Source organism: Chryseobacterium sp., assembly GCF_029240215.1.
Taxonomy (GTDB): domain Bacteria; phylum Bacteroidota; class Bacteroidia; order Flavobacteriales; family Weeksellaceae; genus Chryseobacterium.
This window is the reverse complement of record NZ_JARBTK010000002.1, coordinates 439689-463530: the sequence shown is the minus strand read 5'-3', so window position 1 is coordinate 463530 and position 23842 is coordinate 439689. Positions and strand designations below refer to the sequence as shown.

Below are 23842 nucleotides of genomic sequence, written 5' to 3'. Positions count from 1 at the left end.
ATTTAACCAATTAAAAAGTTCCGTTTGCAAAACAGTATGCATTCGGAGTGTCACTTACCATGAAAATAATTCATTTCGAAGTATATTTATTACTTTCTCTTCAAAATTATTCTAAATTTGTTACAGATCGTTTACTATGACAATTTTATTTTATTTCATTGCTTTTATTGCTGCTTTCACCGCTCTGATCTATATTTTCGGGTACGCTTATCTGTTCAGCGGAATTTCAAAAACCTATCTCAGAGGTAAAATGAGTGCTAATATTGATGACGGAAAATTTTTCCGGAGCAATATCATTCATACGACTTCGCCAAAACTTTGGGAAGAGCATCCTGATTTTAATAAGAAGGAATTGTCTAAAGAAATATCTGATGATTTGCTGCATTCCAACACTGCCTCATTTTTAGTCATAAAAAATGGAAAACTTCTTCACGAGCAATATTTTAATGGCTACACTCCACTTTCAAAGACCAACTCTTTTTCTATGGCAAAAGCGGTCACCGTGATGCTTTTTGGAAAAGCCATTGAAGAAGGAAAAATAAAAAGTATTGATGAAAAATTCTGTGATCTCTTTGATGAATTTAAAACTAAACCTTTCGGCAAAGATTTAACCTTGAAAAATTTAGCTCAAATGGAATCCGGTCTAGACTGGGATGAAAATTATAAAAATCCTTTTCTTCCGAATGCGAGAGCGTATTACGGGAAAAGTCTCATGAAAGCTGCATTTTCAAGAAGATTCAAAGAACAGCCTGGAGAAAGATTTGAATACCAGAGCGGCTCGACGCAATTATTGGGGTTTTCTTTAAAGAAATCTCTCAATCAAACTTTATCAAGCTATTTATCTGAAAAATTCTGGATTCCTTTGGGAATGGAACAAAACGCTGATTGGAGCGTAGACGAAAGCGGAATGGAAAAAACCTACTGCTGCATCCACTCCAACTCAAGAGATTTTGCTAAATTGGGACAATTATTTTTAGATGATGGAAAAGTGGGAGATCAGCAGATTTTGAATTTAGATTTCATTGAAAAAATGAGAACTCCAACCGAAAAGTCTGATGACATCTACGGAATGGGGTTTTGGATTAATAATGACAATCCAATAAAGCATTATTATTTCTTAGGTTTACAAGGACAATATATTATCATGGTTCCGGAGCACAAAGTGGTGATCGTAAGAACCGGAAGTTATAATAATTTACCTAAAACAGATCGCGGAAGACCGGATCAGGTAAAATTTCTTGTCAATGAAACCATACAATTATTCTCTTAAGAAAATGGAAAACTATAACACAAAAGTTGATGAATATATTGAGAAATCTCCGGATTTTGCTCAGCCTATCTTAAATTACCTTCGCAAAACCGTGCATGAATTCTGTCCTGAAACAGAAGAAGCCATCAAATGGAAGTTCCCGACGTTTATGTACAAAGGGAAAATCCTTTGTTCTGTTGTTTCGTTTAAACAATATTGCAGCATGGGTTTCTGGCTTCATCAGGAAATGAAAACCATTAAGGAAATTGAAACTGATGCGGAGAAAAGCAATATGTTCAGTTTAGGAAAAATTACAAAAATTGAAGATCTGCCCTCAAAACCTCAGCTGAAAAAACTGATCAAAGAAGCAATGGAACTGACAGATATGGGCGTTACAATGAAAAAAGCACCTCCTACAAAAACAGAAATTGAGGTTCCGGAATATTTTAAAATTGCCTTAAATGAAAACAAAAAAGCATCTGAAGTTTTCGAAAAAGCCTCTCCTTCTTTTAGAAAAGAATATGTCATGTGGATCATTGATGCAAAAACCGAAACTACCCGAAACAAAAGGATGGAACAGGCTTTAGAATGGATTGCAGAAGGCAAAGGAAGAAACTGGAAGTATGAGAAGAAACATTTAAACTAAAATCTTAGTGGAATCTAAAATTAGCTTCAGGAAGTGTGTTATTCTTTAAAAAAGCTTCATATTCCGGAGATATCTGAGCACGTCCCCATGTATTTTTTCCGCTCATGCTCCCCAAACGTACTTTATCTTTCCCGTACTTTTTATTCATCGCATCCATTGCTTTCATTACAGGTAAATGCTGATTTTGGGTGTCTTCTTCAAACAAATTAATTAGCCGTTGATCTTCAGGAACAAAATCGTTAACGATCACTCCTGCTTTTTTATAGTGAAATCCTTCTTCAAAAACAGCTTCAAACAATTCATTGACAACTCTTCCGATAATAATCGAAGAATTGGTTGGGTTAGGCAAAATTTGGGTTTTCGCATTTCTGTATTCCGGTAAATCTTTTCTGAAACGGTTGGTCTGAACAAAAACCGTCACCATTTTGCAACAGGTATTTTGCTTTCTCAGTCTTTCGGAGCAATACATTCCAAAAGTCTCAACACGTTCACGAACATCGTCTTTTTGGGTTAACATTTCCATGAAACTTCGCGTAACGGCAATCGATTTTTTCGGAGAAGGTGAATCCAGCTCCAACTGGCGGATTCCTTTCAATTCATTAATCATTCTCACGCCATGAATTCCCATGATCTTGCGAACCCACATTTCAGGTTTCTGAAGCAAATCCCAGGCTTTATAAACTCCGGCATCATTCATTTTTGCGGCAAGTCTTCTTCCTATCCCCCAAACATCGCCGATATTGAGCCATTTTAAAGCTTTTTCAATTTTTCCGGGAGTATTTAAAATATAAATGCCTTCATGAAACTCTTCAGGAAATTCTTTAACGATTCTGTTAGCAACTTTACACAAAGTTTTTGTCGGTGCAATACCGATACTCACAGGAATATTCGCTTCATCTTGAATTCGCTTCCGAATCTTAAGACAGTAGTCATGAATATTGACATATTTAAAGCCTGTGAGATTTAAAAATAATTCATCGATGCTGTATGTTTCAAATTCTAAAACGTAAGAACTGGCTATCTCGATGACTTGCTGACTTTTAAAATTATACAGTTCAAATTTTGCAGAAAAACTTTTCACATCATGTTGTTTAAAAAGCTCTTTATATTTAAATGCGGGAGCTGCCATAGTAATCCCAAGATCTTTTGCCTCTTTGCTTCGGGACACAACACATCCATCGTTGTTGGAAAGTACGACAACGGGCTTGTTTTCTAATGAAGAATCCAAAGTTCTTTCACAGGAAACAAAAAAATTATTGCAATCTACTAAAGCATACATGACTGAGAAACGAGACGTTTTAAGATACAAAACTAAAGCTTTTAAGACAGAATATTATGTTTAATTCAAACTTTAACATTATATTTAATTGACTCATTAACAATGTTTTAAATATTTTCAAATACGTCAAGTTTTGTCGCATCATAGATCTATACGTGGTTTTTTAAACAGCAGGCAATTTTTACAATTATGGATAAAGATCTCATGAAAAATTAAAAAACAACTGTTAAAATCTTACTCATAATGGAATTTGTAGCGATTTTCGAAAACCATATTTACATTAAAAATATCAAAAAACAATGCAAATTATTAAGCATAATTTAACAGTTCAGTAACAGCTCTGTAATATGTAGAATCTAGTTTTGGTACATCAAAATCTAATCTGCTAATTCTAATTTATGAAACATTATTTACTCCTGCTGTGTTGCCTTGTCGCACAACTATGCTTAGGACAAACCGTAGTTCCTTATCTGCAAAATCCGACTCCAAATTCCATGATCGTTAACTGGAAAACATCTTCCAATAACGAGACTACCGTCTATTATGGAACATCACCAACCAATCTTGGCGTAACTGTCACCGGAACCACCAACATTTTTTCTGATACGGGTTACAACAACAATTATTATTATCACACTGCAAAGATTACCAATCTTCAGCCTAATACAAAATATTACTACAAAGTTAAAACCGGAACTACCGAATCCTCCGTATACAATTTTCGCACACTTCCCCTTCCGGGACAGCCTGTAACCGCTAACGGAAAAATAAGATTTCTGATCATGGGAGACAATCAGCTTAAAAATGAGCCGAGATATGATTCTCTTAATCTTCATGCTTATAAAAAAATTAAGGAAAGATTTGGTTTAACGGCTGATCCTTCTGACAATGTTGCTCTCACTTTTATGGTAGGAGATCAGGTAGATGTAGGTACACTTGATCATTATGAGAATGTTCATTTTAAGAAAAATCAGAAACTCTCGCCCTACCTTCCTATTCAGACCACGGTAGGAAATCATGAAACTTACGGAAGCTTAGGAATGAGCTCTTACTATGCACATTTCTTTATTGACGAACTGAGCTATAAAAATATAAGTTCAGGAAACGAAAATTATTATGCACAACAAGCCGGTAATGTTCTGTTTGTAAGTTTAAGCTCGGAACACACAGGAGCTGCACAACAGACATGGCTTCAGCAGGTTCTTACCGCAGCTTCTACTGATAATACAGTGGATTGGATTATCTCTTTAAGTCACAGACCTTATCAGGCAGAGCAATATGTAGGCGATATTTCCACGTGGGTACGAAATACAGCCGTACCGATACTTACTGCATCAGACAAATATCTAATGCATATTGGTGCTCATCACCACTTGTATCACAGAGGACAATTGAAAAACTCACCAAACTATCAGATCATTTCTGGTGGAACAGCGTGGGATCAATATTGGGGAATGTCTAATGAGCAGGATTTTGATGATGTACAAAAAACTCTTACCGACTGGACGTACCAAATCATTGAAGTGGATGTACTGAACGGTAAAGTAGATGTTGAAAGCTACTCAATCGGAAGTATTTATAACCAAAAAAACAGTGTTGTTGTAGACAGCTTTCACCGATATAAAAATTTAGCTAAACCTACAAAACCTAGTATTACCAACGTATTTACAGCTCCCGTTACTTTACCATTAACATTAAACGGAAGCAACTTCTCAACAGCAACTTCAGAACTTTTAAACACAACACAATTCCTTATCAGTAAAACGGCAGACTTTTCTGTGATTGATAAAGAATTTTACAGAGACTTTGAAAACTGGTTTGGGAAAGAAGGTACGGGAAATCCTGATGTTACCAAAAACCTAAATGCCGGAGTTGACATCACTAAAGTAACAATTGCTGCCAATTCTATCACCAACGGAGTATATTATGTAAAAGTACGATACAGAGACAGGAACCTTGAGTGGAGCGACTGGAGCGATGTAAAGCAATTTGAAGTAACAGGAAGTGTAGTTTCGAATCCTTCATTAGTTTTAGACAAAACAGAATATCTTCAGAATGAAGCTATTCTGGCAACTTATACAGATGGACCTGGAAATCAGCAAGACTGGGTTGGAATTTACAAAAAAGGACAAAACCCTTCTGCTGTAACTTCGCAGAGCTACAAATATACAAACGGACAGACTTCCGGAACCGCAAACTTCAATACAGGATTGACGACTAAAGGTCAATATTTCGCAGGTTTTTTCGCCAATAACGGATATACAGAAATTACAGGAAGAAAAAATTTCTACGTAGGACCAAAAGTAGTTTTACAGACAACAGCAAATTCATATCCTGTTGGAGGAACAGTGGTGATTAATTACACAAACGGACCCAACCTGACCAATGACTGGATCGGAATTTATAAAATGGGACAGGTTCCCGGATCAGCAAATCCTTCTTCAGCATGGAGCTATGTAACAACTGCTGCAGGAACAAAGAATTTCACAGGTTTGCCAAAAGGATATTACTACGCAACCTATCTTTTAGAAGATGGCTATACACAAATCGGCGAAAAAGTATTCTTTAAAGTTGGGGATATTGTTACTGATCTTTGGATCAACAAACCGGTTTATACATTGGGAGAAAATATCACCGCATCATGGACTGATTCTCCGGGAATCATCAAAGACTGGCTCGGAATTTATCCGCAGAGCATACAAACCCCAAATGATCAGTTCATTTCTTACACTTATTTTGACGGGGTAACTCAGGGTACAAAAACAATTACAGGAAATGTAAATGGTGTACCTACTACAACCGGAAACTATTATATGGTCATGTTTACCAACGATTCTTACACAGAAGTGTCAAACAGAGTTTCTTTTGAAGTTGTAAGTGCCACTTTAGGCACGAACGAAGCTCATAGTGCAACCGAGAAAAACGTTATTCTTTATCCGAATCCTGCAAAACCAGGGCAGCCTACCTTTATTAAAAGTGACTACCCTATAGAAAAAATTCAGCTTTTATCAGCTGCAGGACAACTTTTGTATGAAACTAAAAATGTGAATGACCAGAAATTCTCTTTAGTGAATGAGAACTTACCAAAAGGCGTATATTTTGTAAAAGTACATACCAGAAAATTATTTACTCTAAAACTTATTGTAGAATAAAACTCTTATAATTTCAGTTTAAAAATCCAATTTGTGAATTCTGCAAATTGGATTTTTTGTTTTTAAAATGAAAATTAAAAATCATAAAGACTTCTTTCATTATATTCATTAAAATTTAAACCTCTGCAAGCATAAAATTCTTTCTATTGTACATGATTAATAATCTTTTAAATACAAAAACTGAAACTTCAGTATAGATAGTATGTTTAATTAAAATTTTAGAATATATTTAAATATCTCATTTTCAAAATATTAAACATTTTAAAACACGTCAAGTTTTGTCGTATCTCGCATGTACATTTGCTTTTTGAAACAAATAAGATTTTTATGATTATGGATAAAATAACATTACAAAGAATTGAAAAACTGCACCCTTCTGTACAAGATGAAGTGAAACAAATCATCAAAGAATGTGATGAGGCACTTACGGGAAAAGCTAAAGTGAGAATTACACAAGGATTGCGAAGTTTTGAAGAGCAGGAAAAACTATATGCTATCGGAAGAATTACAAGCGAAAAAAAAGTCACCAATGCCAAAGCCGGACAAAGCATCCACAATTACGGTCTTGCCGTTGACATTTGTATGATGATTGACGGAAAAACAGCAAGTTGGGATACTGTAAAAGATTGGGACAACGATAAAGTTGCTGATTGGTACGAATGTGTGAAAATTTTCGCAAAACACGGGTGGAACTGGGGTGGAAACTGGAAAACTTTCAAAGATCTTCCCCACTTTGAAAAAAAGAATATTTTAACTAAAAAAGGATTGATAAAAACGAATTGGAGAACACTTTTGAAGATGGAACGAGATAAGGATGGGTATGTTGTTTTATAGAAATATTATGATAAACCAATTATAATACGTCAAGTTCTGTCGCTTCCGGCTCCTACCTTTAGTTTACAAAAAAACGGTAGAGAAAATGAAAAAGACAACCCTACTTTCTTTAGACGGAGGCGGAATAAGAGGTATTATTACCTGCATTATTTTACGCTACATAGAAGAGCAACTTCAGATTCATGATAACCCAAGTGCTAAACTTGGAGATTATTTTGATCTGGTTGCCGGAAGCAGCACGGGAGCATTAATTGCTTCTATTATACTTTGTCCTGATGAACACCGAAAAGCAAAATATTCGATCCAAAAAGGATTGGAACTGTATGCTGAAAAAGGTGGTGACATATTCCAGGTTTCTTTTTGGGAGAGACTTGTCAATCCTTTCGGATTATTGAATGAAAAAATTTCTCAGGAAGCTCTTGAGAAAAACCTGAATGACTTTTTTGGAAAACTTGAATTAAAAGAATTAATAAAACCATGTTTAATAACAAGCTACGATATTGAAAACAGAAGAGCCAAACTTTTCAATTCGTGGAAAGCCAGTTTAAGCACCGATAATTTTTATGTAAAAGATGTTTGCAGGGCAACTTCAGCAGCGCCGACATATTTCAGTCCGGTGCAGATCAAATCGATGTACGGACAGATTTTCAGTCTTATAGATGGTGGAATGTTTGCCAATAATCCCGGACTTTGTGCGTATGCCGAAGCAAGAAAAATTCCTTTTGCAGAGGTTTTAAAAAACCATCAGAAAGCCAATCATCCGAGTGTAAATGATATGATTATTGTTTCCATCGGAACCGGTATAGAATCAAAAAGTTATTCATTTAAGAAAATGCAGAAAGCTGGAAAAATCGGCTGGGTAACTCCTATAATTGATATTTTAATGTCTGCTAATGCAGAAACGGTAGATTATCAGCTTTGCCAGATGTTTCAGACTTTAGGTTTAAGAAATCAGAAAAATTATTATCGTTTGAATCCTTCATTAAAAAATGCTTCTCCCGCAATGGATAATGTATCAAGAAATAATATTGAAAATCTGATTCAGGCTGGATTGAGTTATATTGATGATCACAGGGAAACCCTAAACCAAATTGTTCAGAAATTAATAAAAAATAAAATATAAGCTATTTTGATTATAACTGACTAAAATAAGCTATTAAGCTTATAATTTGGCAAAGCTGGTTTTTTTAAATTTATTTAAAGTTTACTTTAACACGTCAAGTTTTGTCGCTTCCCTATTCTACATTTGGAATAGCAATAAACACAGAAACGATCTTTAAATTTTTAAAATCCTTTGAATTCAATATTTACCCATACTGAACAGCAAAAAATATGTTCAGAAGTCAACAAAAAACATTCAACAAATATGGAAATGCCCGAATACAACACTGATATTATTTTCGACGAAAACCTTTACACTATTAGCTGGAACGATATCGAAAATACAGAAATTGACTACGATAATTATCTTAACGAAATTGAAAATTTCTTCAGAGAAGATTTTGAAAATGACATTCTTGAAGAAGAAATTTTTTCAAATAAAAGACTTTAAACACGTCAAGTTTTGTCGTCTCTCACCATTACTTTTGGTAATATAAATAAAACACAAAAAGCAATCATTTAAATTATAACAAAAGCCTTTGAATTCACCATTCACAAAATGTTGAACAGCCAGAAATATGTTCAAAAACCAACAATTAAAGATACAAAAAATGATTTCGAATATTAAAAATTGAGGTGGATATCTTTTGCCGGAAACCACCTTAAAAAATAAGGCTGAAACTGAAGTGATTCTAATAAAAAGAAGCTTCAAATTTTAATACTAAAAATCTTAACAAAAAACAATAAAATATGGAAGAAAACGAAGAATTTGATTCTGATTTTAATACAGCAGAAGTTCCAATATCCGAAGGGTTTTGGAATTATATGGAAAATTATTGGCACAACAACCGAGAATTTCCGGAGAGTACAGAATCTTCTCTAAACAAAAAAGCTGATTTGGTAGATGGAAAAGTACCTTCATCACAGCTTCCGAGTTATGTAGATGATGTTTTGGAGTTTGACACATTTGAAAATCTACCTAATCCCGGAGAAAAAGGAAAGATCTATTTAGTCACCAATAATAATACACAGTTCAGATGGAGCGGTTCGGAATACATTCAGCTAAATTCTGATGAGTATTTGATGACTACTAACACGGCTCAATATATTACTGGAAGGAAAGAATTTATAACTTCATCAGGAAATGACAGTACAAATAATTCTTTATTCGTGACTTCAAATGATGGTAATTATCCTGCAATATCGTTTTATAGACCAAGAGTTGATTTAGGACAACTTAAATATGTAAATTCTGATCTAGGCTTTTATTTTGTAAATAGCCCTAATTCAACTACAATCCCTGTCAATGCCTTAGAATTTAGAAAGTCAGGTTCTAACAATGATTATGTTTTACTAGGGGGCGGAAGCCATAAAGCAATAACAGATTTTGCTACTACAGGTGATATTAATGGTAAAGTTCCTTATGTAGGAGCAATGCAGGATATACACTTAAATAATAAAAGTATTTTCTATGCTCAAAAACTACATGCTCAAGGCTCGATAATACACAACAATTTAGGCTTATCTGTACTTAACGATGCAACAGGCGGTTATGTGAGTAACCCTCTTATCAAAATAGGAGCAATAGCAGGTAATATGATAACTTTTACAGTTAAGTTATATAATTATCCTTATTATTATTACGAATTTCAAGTAAATATTTACATCTATCAAAACAATGTTTACGAGCCAAGAATAATATGGAGAGTTGGAGAATCTGGCCATATAGATAGAATTGAATTTTTTAAAGATCCAAACACAGGCTTATTTTATATACAACCTATAATTACTGTAGGCTATCCAAGACTTGCAATTACTGATGTTCAAGGTTATGGTGGTGATGGTACTTTTTTTAATGAAAATTGGTCTGTTGTCTGGGGTGGAGATACTACACCATTAACCTTACAGGGAACGATAAATAGTGTTGATTTTAGTGGAGATTCAAGAGTTGTAAATACCCACAAAACACAAGAAATAACTGCTAGAAAAGTAATTAATAAAGATTTAGGTACTAACGAATATATAGGAGTAGCTCAACACAATGCTCAATTTCAAGTAGGTAGAACATCTGATGCTAAATCTTTAGAATTTGCTGTTACAGATGATGGTACTTCATACATTCAATCTAAAGAAGCTGGCGTTGGTTATCATCCGTTGATTTTAAATAGAAATAATAATGGTGGTGTATCAATTGGTGGAACTCCTGTAATTGGGCACGGTTTAACAGTAAATGGTTCAATATATTCTGTAGAAGGCTATCATAAAGAAGGTGCTGATAATAATTCTGTTCTTTTAGCGGGGGGAGGACATAAAGCAATAAGCGATTTTGCATTAACAGCACATACTCACAAATCCTTATTATCAGATTACACAGGAACTGTCGACCTTAACAATCTTATTGAAAATCAGAAGTTTAATTTTAATACTGTAGTCGCACCAACTTCAACAAACATATTTCCAAATGCAGTAGATAATGCCAATGCTGTTTTATCAATTAGTACACACCCAAATTATGGAGTACAATTAGGTTTTAATACTTATGGTGAAATTTATACTAGAGGTCTTGGTAATGGAAATTGGGGAGGTTGGAATAAATTGATTACAGGTACGGATGCTTCAAACTATGTTACTGTAAATACAGATCAAACTATAATTGCAGATAAAACTTTTGCTCATACTTCTAATGTAACATTTTTAGGAGGTGAAAATAATCATATTGTTGTTCATAGAAACAGTTCATCAATTAATGCCATTGCATCAGGCCATACTTATAGTTTTTACGATACTATTTGGAAAGTAGGTAATAAGAGAGGTGATAGCTCAAATAGTCTAGGTTATGCGTTTCAATTTTCCGGAAATGGAGGTACGTCATATCAAGACGAAAGTGTACTAATTCAAGCCGATGGTAATATATTATCTTCTAACTTCGGAGCAGCAAGTCAATGGAATCAAGCTTATAATTGGGGTAACCATGCTACAGTAGGGTATTTAACAAATACTTCATTAAACGGTTATGCAACACAGGAGTGGGTATCTGCAAATTTCCCAAACCAGACTTTATCAACAGGATTAGAAGGATTAGGAGGACAAACATTAACATTGTCGAATGGAAATGCCGTTACCATAACAAACAATTTTGTAACATCTCCTGACGGAACTAGAAATCCTGATGATGTTAAACCAAATACAAGTGGTAATAGAGTTAGATTCGATTTTGCCAATGCTTCATCAATTAAAGGTTCGGGTAACTATGCCGGTGTGATGACCTATGCACCTTGGGATGGAACAACCGCTTCTACGGGAGACAGTTCATATCAATTGGCTTTTGCTAATCAGACGGGCATAGATGGCGAAGGCGTACCAATGCTTAAACTAAGAAAAGGGATTGATGATAATTGGACTTCTGACTGGTATAAAATGTGGAGCGAAGGTGATTTCTCTCAATCCGATATCAACAATTGGAATCATATTGCAAATACTGCAGCCACTCAATCTTGGGTACAGTCTCAAAATTATTCGACACATTCATTTGTTGAAGAAAGTTTGAATCAACTAACGGCAGAGCATACAAATCCTGATTATCCTATACTTGCTGAACGTAAATTTACCACAGTCATCATTACAGAAGAATATCATAGAGAACATATTGATTTTGATAGCATTCTTATTCCGGAAAGACAACTAACCGTAACCAATCTCGCTCCTTTCGATATTGATGTAAGAAGAGAAGATAATTCAATAGACAGAATACTCTCCGGAGAAACTACCGAGTATTATATTACTGTAGAAAAAAGATTTATCAAAAAAGGTTCTTACAGAAGAGCTTCTTTTTTAAATTAAAATTGATTCTCAAGTATTTTACGTCAAGTTTTTGTCGCATTCCGACTTTAATATTTTCATATACAAACTTGTCATCACGATGTGAATGTCGCTGATTTAAAAAAATCAGAGTGGTTATTTCTGTAGGCTGAAACCACTTAAAAAAATAAGCCTACCGGAAATATTCTCTTAAAAGAATTTTCCAAAAATTTTAATCTTAAAAACCAAAACAATTTTAAAATGTCAACAAATTTAAACACAAACAACTCTTCGCAAACACTATTCAGATTTGCGGCAATGAGAAACCCTGAATTATCAGATCCGAAAAATTTAGAACGAAGATTTATCTTCAGAGAAAAAGCCATTGCAGATGAAAGTTTATTTGATGAAGGCGTCGAATTAGGTAAAACATTACAGACTATCTGCAGAGAGGTAAGTCAACAACAGCCGACCTTTATTTATAAAGAAACTGATCTTAAAAGTGCTTATGGAAGTGACTTTTATGATCTTGCAGTATGGGTTGCAAGAAACAAATCAACTGCTACAAAAGAGGAATTTGATAAGAAAATTGATGTATATAACGGACTTCCTCCTGTTCAACTTACTCTATCACAACGTGTCAGAAATTGGGATAATTTAGTTTATCAGGTTGTAACCCAAAAAGATTTCTACGCAAAGGAGCTTATTATGCAATATCTTCATTTAGAGCATATTATTGCTGCTTATGATAAATCTGAAGAATCTTTTGAGGATATGAAAAGAGCAAAAGTAGTTCTGCCTAAAGAATTATTTAAAGTTTCTCAATCCGATTTCAATACTACAGGTTCTTCAACGGTACAGAGAACCATGTACAATGATAAAGCGATGAAATTTGCCGAGGCAACTATTAATCTAAAAGAAAATGAGAGCTTAATGGATTCTCTTTCAAAATTAGAAAAAACTTACAAAAAACAGCATGATGCAGCTCACAAAGAAGCTTACAATGAATATCAGCAAACTGTAAAACCACTTCTCAAGACGGCTCAAAAAGATTCTGCAGAAGCAGAAAGAAAAAAGCAGATTTTAGAAAACAGGATCAATTATCTTACTCAGCTCAGCGTAGCCGACCCCGAAAAGTTCTATGCAAATAGCGAACTCGATATGGAGCTTCATCGCATCAAAGATGAAATCATGCAGATCACAACTCCGGAAACAGAAATTCCTGAATTTGATTTCAAATTTGAAACACCGGAAATTGACATTACTGCTATGGGCAGAACTCTGGAAGTGAAAGATCAAAGCGCATTGCTTAGAGTAATGGGTGCATCTAGCCTTACAGAAGCATTATCAGATATTTCTTCATTTGATGAGCTTACTCAGAATATTACTCAAAGTAATCAATCTTTGCAGCAAACCGTTTTAAACAACACAGTACTTAATCAACAGGTTTCTACAAATGTTGGAGGAGTTATCGTTCCTGTGAGTAATAATACTTCTACTTCCGGCTACATCCCCTTCAGCATAAAGACCTATGCACGCAGTTCAACTGAGTGGAGCTTACTTTTGGCTTTAAGCAGTAATCTGGAAGTTGTTTCTGCGAATTATAAAATAGTATTGAATGGTGTAGATTTCTCTTCAACAAGTGTTTCTCCTATGGGTGGAGGATCTTGTTTATTATTTAACTTGCCTAGAATTTTAGTTTCTCAAACCTCAGGAATGGGAGGATTCATTTTACAGGGACAAGTAAAACTAAGTGATGGTAATACTTATAATCTAAATGTTACATTAGTTCAAGACACGAATGATCTGGACAGAATGACTAAACAATATCATTTCAGAGGTGATGCAGGATGTGTACCTGTTGATCCACCAAAACCAGAAACACCTGAAAATCCGGAAACACCAGAAACGCCAACATATAACCCTACTGATTCATCTTCTTTCATCCCTTCAGGATTTGGAATGAAAAACATCGGAGTTGCAGATTATTTAAAAGTAGAACAAAGTACATATTGCTATGTAGAAGGTGATGTTGCTCACATCGAAAACATCATGGCTCGTGAATACAAAGAGCGTTCTACCAGAAGATTAAAAAGAAGCGAATCACAAACTACAAAATCTTCAGAATCTGAAAAAGAAAAACTTACTGACACCACTTCCACCGAAAGACATGAAATGCAGAGTGAGATTTCTAAAATATTGCAAGAGTCAAAAGATTTTGCTGCACAAGCCGGAGCTTATGCAAATTGGGGAATGGGGGATAACAAATTTGGAATCACAGCCAATGCAAGCTATGCCACACACAATTCCAAAGAAGAAAGCAATAGACAAGCGGTTACAGAAGCTAAAGACATTACAGCAAGAGCGCTAGACAGAATTGTTACTAAAGTAAAAGAAGAACGTATCGACAAAGTATTAGAAGAATACGAAGAAAACAACAAACATGGGTTCGACAATACCAAGGGAAGCAATCATGTGGTAGGCGTTTACAGATGGGTAGATAAAGTAGTGAAAAACCAAATCTACAATTACGGGAAACGTATGATGTTTGAATTTATGATTCCAGAACCTGCTAAGCTTCATACTTTAGGAGTAAAAATGATTGATAACTCTCAACAATTGGTAAAACCTGTTGACCCAAGAGACTCAACAATTCATCAGATGAAAGACTTTACTGCACTAAATAATACTACTACTTTATTATACTGGCTAAGTAAATATAATGTGGAAGCAGATTACATTTCTAAAAAAATTCATATCTCTCATCCGTTTAGTTTTACAACCACAGAGGATTATAAAGGCGATTCAGAATTTGACGAAACAGCGCATGGTAACTTTGAACTGGAAATTCCTGATGGTTATAGCACAACACAAAATGCAAAAATTGTAGCTGCTATTGTTACAGGTACACAAGATCCTGGTCTTGGCTCCTATGTGACTGTTGGAAATGTAAGACATGAAATGGTTTATGCTAGTGTTAGTAATTTTAGAAGTTTATTTACAAAAGATATCAACACCCTTGATAAATATAGTGGTAAAATAGCCGTTTCTTATAGTTCAGTAGGGTTTCACGCAGGAAACATAAATATAAGTGTAGAGTGTGAAATTAATGATTTAGGTTTACAGAAACTATTCAATAAAATCATCGAAGCTTACGAAGTAGAATTAGAAAAATACAACCAAGCATTAGCTGAAGCAAAAGCATTAGGCGTACAGATCAAAGGTTCAAACCCTGGGTTCTACAGAAAAATTGAAAATACAATTTTAAGAAAGAACTGTATTTCTTACATGTTGGAACAAAATCCTAACGTAGAACTTACTTTCGGTAAAAAGAGATACTATACCAATGATGGAGCAGCAGAAGAAACCTTTATCAATACTGATGTTTTAGTTGATGCAAAATTAGATCAATATGCCGCATTTGTAAAATTTATGGAACAGGCTTTTGAATGGGATATTATGAGCTATTATTTCTATCCTTATTATTGGGGCGATAGAAAAAGATGGTCAGATATGTATCAGTTTGATGATAATGATCCTACTTTTAGGGCATTTATGCAGTCTGGTATGGCGAGAGTTATCGTTACCGTAAGACCGGGATTTGAAGAAGCCGTAAGACATTTCCTTGCAACAGGACAAATCTGGAACGGCGGCGAAGTTCCTGTAATTGATGATGCTTTATTCTTATCAATCGTAGACGAAATGCGTTCTGCTTTAGGTAAAAAACAAGGTGAACCGTGGAGAGAGAAAATCCCTACTTCGCTTACGATTCTTCAGGCAGATTCTATTGGTCTAAAAGTAGAAAAAGCATTGCCTTGCAACTGCGAACCGGGAGTAAAATTCGATGATCAATTAGGTGAAATGTGCGGAAGCAATTTTGAATTGAACAACAATCAGATTGGGCAGTCTGGAGATAAATGGATTGAGATCAGTTTTGACGAAATGGATAATACCGTTCAATCTATTCAAGAGGCAGATGAATTAGATTTTTTTCCGAGAAAATATTATTGTTTAGGAAATGAAATCACCATTGACAGAGATGCTACTTGGCTTCCAACCGATTCTTTAGCACCAATTTACAAAGCATTGTCTGACGAACTTTCTCAGATTGAAGGATTAGAAACCTATCCATTAGAAAAAGGAATTACATTTAAGCTTAATGTGACCAAAATTAAAAATTTCTCTTTCACAAAACCAGGTGGTGACGATGGACACGATATGCTAAAATTCTCTGTTGATTTAGATAATTCTACCCTGAAAATACATTCACCAGAATATAATAAATACGGTGAAGAAAGAATTTTAGATAAAGATGGGCAAGTTATTCCTCAAGCTGAATATCTGGATAAAATATCTTTGAGTAAATTCTTAGTATAATTAATCACTTTTAATTTTTAATAATGAGCAGGATAAAACCTGAGTCTATTTGGCAGCACGATAAAGTGCTGCCTTATATACTCACGCGTCTTAAAGACAAGATTAGAGAGATCACTGCTGTAGAAAAGATCATCCTTTTCGGTAGCAGAGGAAGGCTTCCTTTGGAACGCTGGAATGAGTTGGAAGGAAAAGATTGGGACGTTTTGGTACAGGCAAAATGCAAACTTAAAAATGCTCATGTTTTGGTAGAACCAAATTATCATTTGGACCTTTTAGTATTGGATGAATCTCAGACTAAAAAGTTTAGTGAGAATATGACAACGAAAGAACTTTTTCCTTTGTATGAGCTGGAGTGTTTAATAACTAAAAACGAAGAAAATGGAAAATTTCGATGATGAATTCGGAGATTTATCCGGATACAAAATACTTTCTTTTGAAGAAGTAAGCAAAGATTTTGAAGGGAATAAAAATCCGTTGCAAGGAATAGCGAAGCAATCTTTTGAAGCAAGATCAAATCAATATGCTTTACAATCGCCTTTAGGAGAGAAAAGTTTGTTTTATAAAAAGACAATAAGTGACTTCGTTTATAACATAAATACAAATCCTTTATGGAAATATAGAATAGAAAATTCTACAAAAGGAAATGAGCTTATTGATAATTATACAAAATATGATGAAACTATAGATTCTTCCAAAGGAAAGTATGATGAAGAGACCGACTTTATAATTTACATAGAAGAACAAAATAATATAAATGGATTTAATGTAGATTTAAACTCAGTTTGCCTTATCAAGATGAGTCAGGCAATGCTAAATGAATATTTTACTATTATCAAAAAAAATTCAACATCTAATATTTTAGAAGAGTGGAGTTCCATCATCATAGCACAGCAAAAAAATGTAAACAATCTCAAATTTACTTCAGAAAAGCTTGTAGAGGCTTTCAAATTAGAGATAATCTACAGACCATTAAAAATATTTGATATAGGAAGCAAAAAGCATACGAAAACTGACGTTACAGATGAGATTCTTTCTGGAATATCTATTGCTTTTAGGCAATTAAAATTTGATCAACACAGTTGGGATCCTACTCTGCAATCTTCGGATTATCTATTAGAAAAACCAAAAGAAGTCATTATTTTTATAAAAAATAAACTAATAGAGTCTATTAGTTTATTAAAGGAAATTGAAAATTTCCTTCTTGCAGTGGAATATTTACTTTTGGTCAATCAGACTTTTATAAATACAGTAAAATTATTTATTAACAATTTAAAAAATGATCTTTTTTTAGTAGAGAAGTACTTAGATTCTTTGTATCTGAGTTCTCCTTATCATTTTGCTTTCTTATGTGGTCTTTGGGATGGTATTGTAGAATTTGTTGCAGGATTTTTAGACATTATTTTATTAGCTTTTAGGTTCTATTTTCAGTTGGATGAATTGGATGCGGAAGACAAAATAACTTACCTTAAAGTAAAAGAAGGAGTAGAAGAATTTATAGAAAATTATATAAAAAATCCCGATTTTCTAAAAAAATCAATAGGTGAAGCTATTGGAAATTATTTTGAAGAAAGATATTCTGAAAACCAAAACGGATATGTAATTTCGCACAATGCAGGAGAAGATTTTATTATCGGAATAGACATTATTTTCTCTATTGTAGAAGTGATAAAATCTATAGCAGATGTAGGAAAAATACTTCCAAAAATGGAACATTGGGTAGATGATGCTCTTAAAAGAAACCCAAATCTGGAAAGTAAACTAGACGACATCCACAAACCGAAAGAACTACCGGAAGAGCCAATAAGAGAAAAAGCAATAGAAGAAGTTGTTGTTGAACCTAAAAAGAAACCTACGCCAAAAGAAAGAGCAGAAGCGAAAAAACAGAAAATCGCAAAAAAACTAGAAGAACAAAAGGTTTTGCATACCAAAACTATAGATGGTAATCTGCCTCCTTCGTATGAAAAAGGATTTAATTATTATGATGCAAGAACTCCGAAACCTTCCGAAATACCAATACATATTAGGAGACAAGCCAAAATGCTTACTCATAAAGTAGACAAAGAAGTGGCGCTTCTTTTGGATGCAGAACATTCTTCTGGTTTTAGCGAAGGCAAAAAAATACTGAGAACCAAAAAAGGAAAAAAATTTATTGATAAAAATTGGTTAAGAGATCGACAATTGGTAGCAGGGGTGATTCATGAGGATAGAAAACTGGGAGAGATTATTAAAGTAAAAACTAATTTCCCGAAAAGTCAATTAGAAAAATTGTTAAAATTAAAAGGGATTGGTAGGGGAAAATGCGATTTGTCTGACATCAAAGAAATTTATAAATTTTATAAACAACAACGCTATTTGGAATATGATATGCATCCGCATATAGAACAATTGCTTAGAACCCATTTTGATGAAGTATCCAAAGGTATTAAGCATCCTGCATCTTATAATTGGGAAAGAACAGGAGGCTTACCAGGAACTCATGCCGAAGTATTGGCACTGAACGATTTGCTCTGGACATTGGAGAGCAAAGGAGTGAAAATAAACGATGAAGTATTGAAAGGTTTTATTGGATATAACAAGAACATTGTAAGACAAGAATACATGATTCGGTGTGGCGATTGCCAGTTAATTTTAAAAGATGTAGTATTTTTGGAAAAAGTTACAAAATTTAAATAATGAAATTATGAGTACAAATAATAGAATGCCCGATAAAATAAGAGTAGATACAGAAGATTTACAATCAGTTAGAGTAGGTACTTATATAGGTGAAGATATGACCTACCAAGGAAAGCCCTTTACAGGGTTTGAAATTCATGGATATTATGAAAACGGACAGGCAGCTGGGGAGACAGAATATATAGATGGAGAACAGATGGGCTGGGTTATAGAATTCTATGATAACGGTTTTGTAGAGAGAGAGACGTTAAACTATGGGGCAACTACGGTATATTTTAATGAATTTGATAGAGATGGCAATAAAACAATAGGAGGTTTTATAGCAAAACATCTTTTAGAAAAAGTCTGTGCAATAACGGGAGAAGATCCTAATAATATAAAAGAATAATAATGTAACGCCTTCAGCAATGGAGGCGTTTTTTTGTATTGTACTGGATGTGGTGATTGCCAGTTAATCTTAAAAGATGTATTATTGATTTAGCAGAAAAAAAGAGTTTGAAATTCCCTTTGGTATGTTGGATGATAATGAAAAACAGATTAATGAATGATATAAAGGAACTATAAAATCTCTTATCTATCCAGCAGCAATTTTATTTAAAAAGCATTTTTCAGCATTATTAGAAGGAGATTTTTGATCTGTAGGAAAAGGAAATTCTTTGTAAAAGCAAAACCGTCAATAAGGGCATTTTTTTTAGTTTTAATAGGCTTCGGTAAAGAAATACTCCGCACTACCGCACGATTCCATCGTATAGCTTTTTCTTTTAAAATTTAATTCTCTCAGATTAATTTTATCTTTATACCAACTACACAAAGATTCTAACAGGGGATTAGGCAAGGGGGGGGGGGTATAACCCTCGCTGCCGCACGAATCCTTTCGTGTGGCTTTTATTTTCACAACTTTCTCAAAAAATTTCTATCTTTAATTAAAACATACATTGATGAGTAGAAATTACAAATTCCATAATCCCGAAGGATTATATTTCATAAGTTTTGCTGTAGTAGGTTGGCTATATGTATTTATCCGAAATGAATATAAAGAAATTCTCTTAGAAAGCTTAAGATTCTGCCAAAAGAACAAAGGCCTAGAAATACATGCATGGTGCATAATGTCAAGCCATGTACATTTAGTTTTCAGAAGTATAAACGGGCAGAAACCTGAACTTTTGATTGGTGATTTGAAAAGATTTACAAGCAAAGCCGTTGTAAAAGCTATTAAAGAAAACCCCAAAGAAAGCAGAAAAGAATTTTTATTAGACTTATTTCTTAAGGAAGGTGCAAAAACTTCTAATGTAAATCAATATCAATTTTGGAGACATGATAATAAACCTATTGAGTTGTGGAGCAATCATGTAATCAATCAAAAAATTAATTATGTACATCAAAATCCAGTTGAGTCAGGTTTGGTTTTCCGTGCGGAAGATTATAGATACAGCAGCGCAGTAGATTATTCTGATGAGAAAGGGCTTTTGGAAGATATTGTAGTTTTTAGGATGTTTGATTTGTAAGACGATTGAACCACACGAAAGGATTCGTGCGGCAGCGAGGGGGATTATTTTTATTAGTATTCATATTGCATTTAAAACAAGCGGACATATTGTTGAGTTTAGATTACACTTAAAAGATATAGATAAAGCAGCAGAGAATGGGCATAAATTATATCAGGAAAGAAGATCATTAGAAGCAATATCAACACCCCACGCTGCCGCACGATTGCATCGTGTGGCTTTTTCTTTTAAAACTTCATTCTCTCAGATTGTATAATTTTATCTTTTATAAAAACATACATTGATGAGTCGCAATTACAAATCCAGCTATACAAAGATTCTAACAGGGGGCTAGGCAAGGGGGGGGGTATAGCCCCCTTCCAAAGCGGCTAGAGACCGCTGGTGAAGTATCTACAAGCCCTTAATAAAGTGGCCACAGGCACATATTATAGTACTTGCAGGTAGTTACGAAGTGTCTTCAGACACTTATATAACCGGTTAAAGGCCCTTCCATAAGTGGATGTAAACAGTTATAATAATAGTTAGAGGTAGTTATAAAGCACCTCCATATACTTCTACAACCTGATAAAGGTATTTTTGTAAGTGGCTACAGGTGGTTCGAGAATGGGTAAATGAATGTAGATAAATAGATTGCTTTAAGTTTAGAAAAGTTATCAATACACTCCGCTACTTGAATTGATGGAGTTTTAAGACTCCGTTTGTGGTAGTATAAATGTCTATTTTTTTAAGATAAATTGCAAAAAACTTATCAACAAAAATAAAACACGACACCTTTTGTCGCATTAACCGAATATATTTGTAATACAAAACAAAGCAATAAAAGCTCATAATAAAATCTAAAAAACACCAATGAAAAAAGATTTTTACCTAACAAGATATGCCCTAATCATCAAGAAATTAGAAAGCGCTCCTGCTACCTATTCACAGATGGAGGACTATCTTCTCAGCTCTTTCGAATTTCAGGATGCGGGAATCAAGAGCTACTCTATCCGAACTTTGCAGAGGGATATCCGTGAGATTTCAGATCTTTTTAATCTTTCTATTCACAACAAAAAGAAAGGTGACAACCGTTACTATATTGAAAGCCGTCCCATGATGGAAGTTGATGAATACAACCAAAAACTGCTGGAATCTTTTCAAGTGAGCAATGCATTAAACGTGCATCCCGATTTTGCAGATTTTATCTTTTTTGAAAGCAGAAAACCTACCGGTGTAGAGCATTTTTATGATCTCTTCTTTGCCATCCGTAATAAAAGAGTTGTGGCTTTTGAGCATTACAATTACAAAAACAAACTGATGACATCACGACAAGTTCATCCTTTGGCTTTGAAAGAATCTAAAGACCGATGGTATCTTATTGCAATTGACACCAAAGACAAAGCTTTAAAATCATTTGGTTTAGACAGGATCAATTATCTTGATGTTACCAAAAACAAATTCAGAGAAAAATACAAATTCAACTTCAGAGAACATTTTAAAAATGCTTTTGGTGTAATGAATCTGACCGAACAAAATCCCCAAAAAATAGTATTGAAATGCAGCCGACATCAGGGAGAATATATCAGAAGTTTTCCATTACACCAATCACAGAAAGAAACCAGAGAAACTCGGGAAGAGATCTATTTTGAATTCTTCCTCCACTCTACTTATGACTTTATGCAGGAAATTCTTTCGTATGGAAAAGAGGTAACGGTTTTAGAACCTAAAACTTTAGTTGATGAGATTCGTACTCATTTACAAGCCTCTTTGGGTAATTATTCAGAAGAATAGTGAACTTGTATATTCATTTTTTGATTACATTTACATAAATATCATGATTTGAAATCGTTGTTTCTCTATATTTTCTTATTCATTTCTACTTTTTGCTTCCCACAGCAGACGGAAGAATTCAGGCAGGTAAAAAACTATTACAACCAGCACAGAAGTATGCTGAATACTGAATTTAAGAAGAAATTTGATGCAGAGTCAAACAACATTATCAAAGCTTCCATCAAAAATGATTTCTTATTCTTCATGAAAAAAATGGACAGTATTGAAAACACCGCACTGGTTGGAGCTTTGCTGAAAGTGAAAAATACTGAAGATTTGTCTAATTTAAATTTAGAAAAAAAACTAAATCCAGCTTCAGATCAAAGCGAAATTTTTCCTTTTACAGATAAAACTGCAGATTATCCCGGAGGCATCAATGCTTTGAGGCAGGAAGTTGCCAATCTCTTTTATAGTGAGGCGGTATACTCCGAAATAAATCCTGTAAAAACCAATGTGGCATTTGTTGTAGAAAAAAACGGTAAAATCAGCAATGTAAAAGCTGAAGGTGATAATTTTACTTTCAACCGACAGGCAGAGATTGCTTTATATTCTCTTTCAGGAAAATTTTCTCCGGCTGTCATCAATGGTGATCCGGTAAGATACCGCTTCAGACTTCCTTTAACTTTGAATATTGAATAATGTTTACCGACGAATATTTTATGAAAATGGCTCTTAACGAAGCTGAAGCTGCATTTGAAAAAGATGAGGTTCCCATCGGATGTGTTGTGGTTTCGAACAACCGGGTGATTGCGAGATCACATAATCTTACCGAAACTTTAAACGACGTAACCGCTCACGCCGAAATGCAGGCAATCACTTCTGCCGCTAATTTTCTGGGTGGAAAATATTTGATCAACTGTACTTTATATGTGACTTTAGAACCATGCGTGATGTGTTCCGGGGCGCTTTCGTGGTCGCAGATTTCAAAAGTAGTGATTGGCGCAAGAGACGAGCAACGAGGATTTATCAATAAAAATCTAACACTCCATCCAAAGACAGAGATTGTCACCGGAATTATGGAAAATGAATGTTCTTCGATTGTGAAAGCTTTTTTTAAATCTAAAAGATAATTTTTTTTAAAATATGCTTCATTACAAAGTCCTAAATACACTATTAAAATATACTATACGCCTGTTTTTTTTCAATCTTAAATGTTAATATTTATTATTTATTCATTTCATGTTGAATTATTTTATATATTTGATTACAACAAAATATGTACATCTATGAGAAAATTAACAAGAAAAGAAACCGCAAAAATTAACGGGGGAATTCGTCCTGATCAATGTTTCTACATCGATCAAAACGGAGTAAGAAAAATAGGATGCAGAAATATGCCTTTCCAGGATGAAAATGGCACATGGGTTTATCCGTTAGTAGAATGTGATGCTTGCGGTGGTCTTTAAAAAACAAAAAAAC

The 23842-nt window shown here is 34.2% G+C and carries 17 protein-coding genes; 16 read left to right on the top strand and 1 reads right to left on the bottom strand.

Annotated elements, in window-relative coordinates; translation table 11 throughout:
* The first annotated feature begins 136 nt into the window (after positions 1-136).
* Together K0R77_RS06150 and K0R77_RS06145 are read left to right on the top strand one after the other, a co-directional pair.
* Entirely contained in the window at positions 137-1270 is a 1134-nt protein-coding gene (locus tag K0R77_RS06150; RefSeq protein ID WP_300349910.1) for a serine hydrolase, read from the top strand.
* Positions 1245-1895 (top strand): YdeI family protein, encoded by a 651-nt coding sequence (locus tag K0R77_RS06145; RefSeq protein WP_300349908.1) that lies wholly within the window; start codon positions 1245-1247, stop codon positions 1893-1895. Before K0R77_RS06150 ends, K0R77_RS06145 begins: the two co-directional genes overlap by 26 nt.
* 4 nt (positions 1896-1899) lie before the next feature.
* Here K0R77_RS06145 and K0R77_RS06140 read toward each other — a convergent pair whose 3' ends face one another.
* Positions 1900-3204 (bottom strand): Y-family DNA polymerase, encoded by a 1305-nt coding sequence (locus K0R77_RS06140; RefSeq protein WP_300349904.1) that lies wholly within the window; start codon positions 3202-3204, stop codon positions 1900-1902.
* A 368-nt stretch (positions 3205-3572) separates the two neighbouring features.
* On the opposite strand from K0R77_RS06140, the gene K0R77_RS06135 reads away from it, so the two are divergent.
* The 14 genes from K0R77_RS06135 to K0R77_RS06070 all read left to right on the top strand — a co-directional run bounded on the left by K0R77_RS06135 (position 3573) and on the right by K0R77_RS06070 (position 23829).
* On the top strand, positions 3573-6326 hold the full coding sequence (locus tag K0R77_RS06135; RefSeq protein ID WP_300349902.1) for a fibronectin type III domain-containing protein: 2754 nt from the start codon (positions 3573-3575) through the stop codon (positions 6324-6326).
* 333 nt (positions 6327-6659) lie between these two features.
* A complete protein-coding gene (locus K0R77_RS06130; RefSeq protein ID WP_300349900.1) occupies positions 6660-7160 on the top strand; it encodes a M15 family metallopeptidase in 501 nt (166 codons plus the stop codon).
* 85 nt (positions 7161-7245) lie between these two features.
* Positions 7246-8283, top strand: coding sequence for a patatin-like phospholipase family protein (locus K0R77_RS06125; protein WP_300349897.1), 1038 nt, complete (start codon positions 7246-7248; stop codon positions 8281-8283).
* A gap of 171 nt (positions 8284-8454) precedes the next feature.
* Entirely contained in the window at positions 8455-8712 is a 258-nt protein-coding gene (locus K0R77_RS06120) for a hypothetical protein (protein ID WP_300349894.1), read from the top strand.
* Positions 8713-9011: 299 nt separating this feature from the next.
* Positions 9012-12101: a hypothetical protein gene (locus K0R77_RS06115; RefSeq protein WP_300349892.1), complete on the top strand. Its 3090-nt coding sequence runs from the start codon at positions 9012-9014 to the stop codon at positions 12099-12101.
* A gap of 219 nt (positions 12102-12320) precedes the next feature.
* Positions 12321-16436, top strand: coding sequence for a hypothetical protein (locus K0R77_RS06110; protein ID WP_300349890.1), 4116 nt, complete (start codon positions 12321-12323; stop codon positions 16434-16436).
* Between the two features lie 23 nt (positions 16437-16459).
* Positions 16460-16831: a hypothetical protein gene (locus K0R77_RS06105; RefSeq protein ID WP_300349888.1), complete on the top strand. Its 372-nt coding sequence runs from the start codon at positions 16460-16462 to the stop codon at positions 16829-16831.
* Complete coding sequence (locus K0R77_RS06100; protein WP_300349886.1) at positions 16815-19109, top strand: hypothetical protein; 2295 nt, start codon at positions 16815-16817, stop codon at positions 19107-19109. The genes K0R77_RS06105 and K0R77_RS06100 overlap by 17 nt, the downstream gene beginning before the upstream one ends.
* A 7-nt stretch (positions 19110-19116) precedes the next feature.
* On the top strand, positions 19117-19497 hold the full coding sequence (locus K0R77_RS06095) for a hypothetical protein (RefSeq protein WP_300349884.1): 381 nt from the start codon (positions 19117-19119) through the stop codon (positions 19495-19497).
* Between the two features lie 550 nt (positions 19498-20047).
* Positions 20048-20614 (top strand): transposase, encoded by a 567-nt coding sequence (locus K0R77_RS06090; protein WP_300349881.1) that lies wholly within the window; start codon positions 20048-20050, stop codon positions 20612-20614.
* Between the two features lie 849 nt (positions 20615-21463).
* On the top strand, positions 21464-22384 hold the full coding sequence (locus K0R77_RS06085) for a WYL domain-containing protein (RefSeq protein ID WP_300349879.1): 921 nt from the start codon (positions 21464-21466) through the stop codon (positions 22382-22384).
* Positions 22385-22432: 48 nt separating this feature from the next.
* Positions 22433-23062 carry a hypothetical protein gene (locus tag K0R77_RS06080; RefSeq protein ID WP_300349877.1) on the top strand — a complete coding sequence of 210 codons (630 nt, stop codon included), beginning with the start codon at positions 22433-22435 and terminating at the stop codon, positions 23060-23062.
* Positions 23062-23493 carry a nucleoside deaminase gene (locus K0R77_RS06075; RefSeq protein ID WP_300349874.1) on the top strand — a complete coding sequence of 144 codons (432 nt, stop codon included), beginning with the start codon at positions 23062-23064 and terminating at the stop codon, positions 23491-23493. Before K0R77_RS06080 ends, K0R77_RS06075 begins: the two co-directional genes overlap by 1 nt.
* Positions 23494-23649: 156 nt before the next feature.
* On the top strand, positions 23650-23829 hold the full coding sequence (locus K0R77_RS06070) for a hypothetical protein (protein ID WP_300349872.1): 180 nt from the start codon (positions 23650-23652) through the stop codon (positions 23827-23829).
* The last annotated feature ends 13 nt before the right edge of the window (positions 23830-23842 follow it).

Bases quoted from the DNA above. Each gene is read 5' to 3' on its own strand.
- K0R77_RS06150 (WP_300349910.1), top strand. From the start codon at position 137: ATGACAATTTTATTTTATTTCATTGCTTTTATTGCTGCTTTCACCGCT.
- K0R77_RS06145 (WP_300349908.1), top strand. From the start codon at position 1,245: ATGAAACCATACAATTATTCTCTTAAGAAAATGGAAAACTATAACACA.
- K0R77_RS06135 (WP_300349902.1), top strand. From the start codon at position 3,573: ATGAAACATTATTTACTCCTGCTGTGTTGCCTTGTCGCACAACTATGC.
- K0R77_RS06130 (WP_300349900.1), top strand. From the start codon at position 6,660: ATGGATAAAATAACATTACAAAGAATTGAAAAACTGCACCCTTCTGTA.
- K0R77_RS06125 (WP_300349897.1), top strand. From the start codon at position 7,246: ATGAAAAAGACAACCCTACTTTCTTTAGACGGAGGCGGAATAAGAGGT.
- K0R77_RS06115 (WP_300349892.1), top strand. From the start codon at position 9,012: ATGGAAGAAAACGAAGAATTTGATTCTGATTTTAATACAGCAGAAGTT.
- K0R77_RS06110 (WP_300349890.1), top strand. From the start codon at position 12,321: ATGTCAACAAATTTAAACACAAACAACTCTTCGCAAACACTATTCAGA.
- K0R77_RS06105 (WP_300349888.1), top strand. From the start codon at position 16,460: ATGAGCAGGATAAAACCTGAGTCTATTTGGCAGCACGATAAAGTGCTG.
- K0R77_RS06100 (WP_300349886.1), top strand. From the start codon at position 16,815: ATGGAAAATTTCGATGATGAATTCGGAGATTTATCCGGATACAAAATA.
- K0R77_RS06095 (WP_300349884.1), top strand. From the start codon at position 19,117: ATGAGTACAAATAATAGAATGCCCGATAAAATAAGAGTAGATACAGAA.
- K0R77_RS06090 (WP_300349881.1), top strand. From the start codon at position 20,048: ATGAGTAGAAATTACAAATTCCATAATCCCGAAGGATTATATTTCATA.
- K0R77_RS06085 (WP_300349879.1), top strand. From the start codon at position 21,464: ATGAAAAAAGATTTTTACCTAACAAGATATGCCCTAATCATCAAGAAA.
- K0R77_RS06075 (WP_300349874.1), top strand. From the start codon at position 23,062: ATGTTTACCGACGAATATTTTATGAAAATGGCTCTTAACGAAGCTGAA.
- K0R77_RS06070 (WP_300349872.1), top strand. From the start codon at position 23,650: ATGAGAAAATTAACAAGAAAAGAAACCGCAAAAATTAACGGGGGAATT.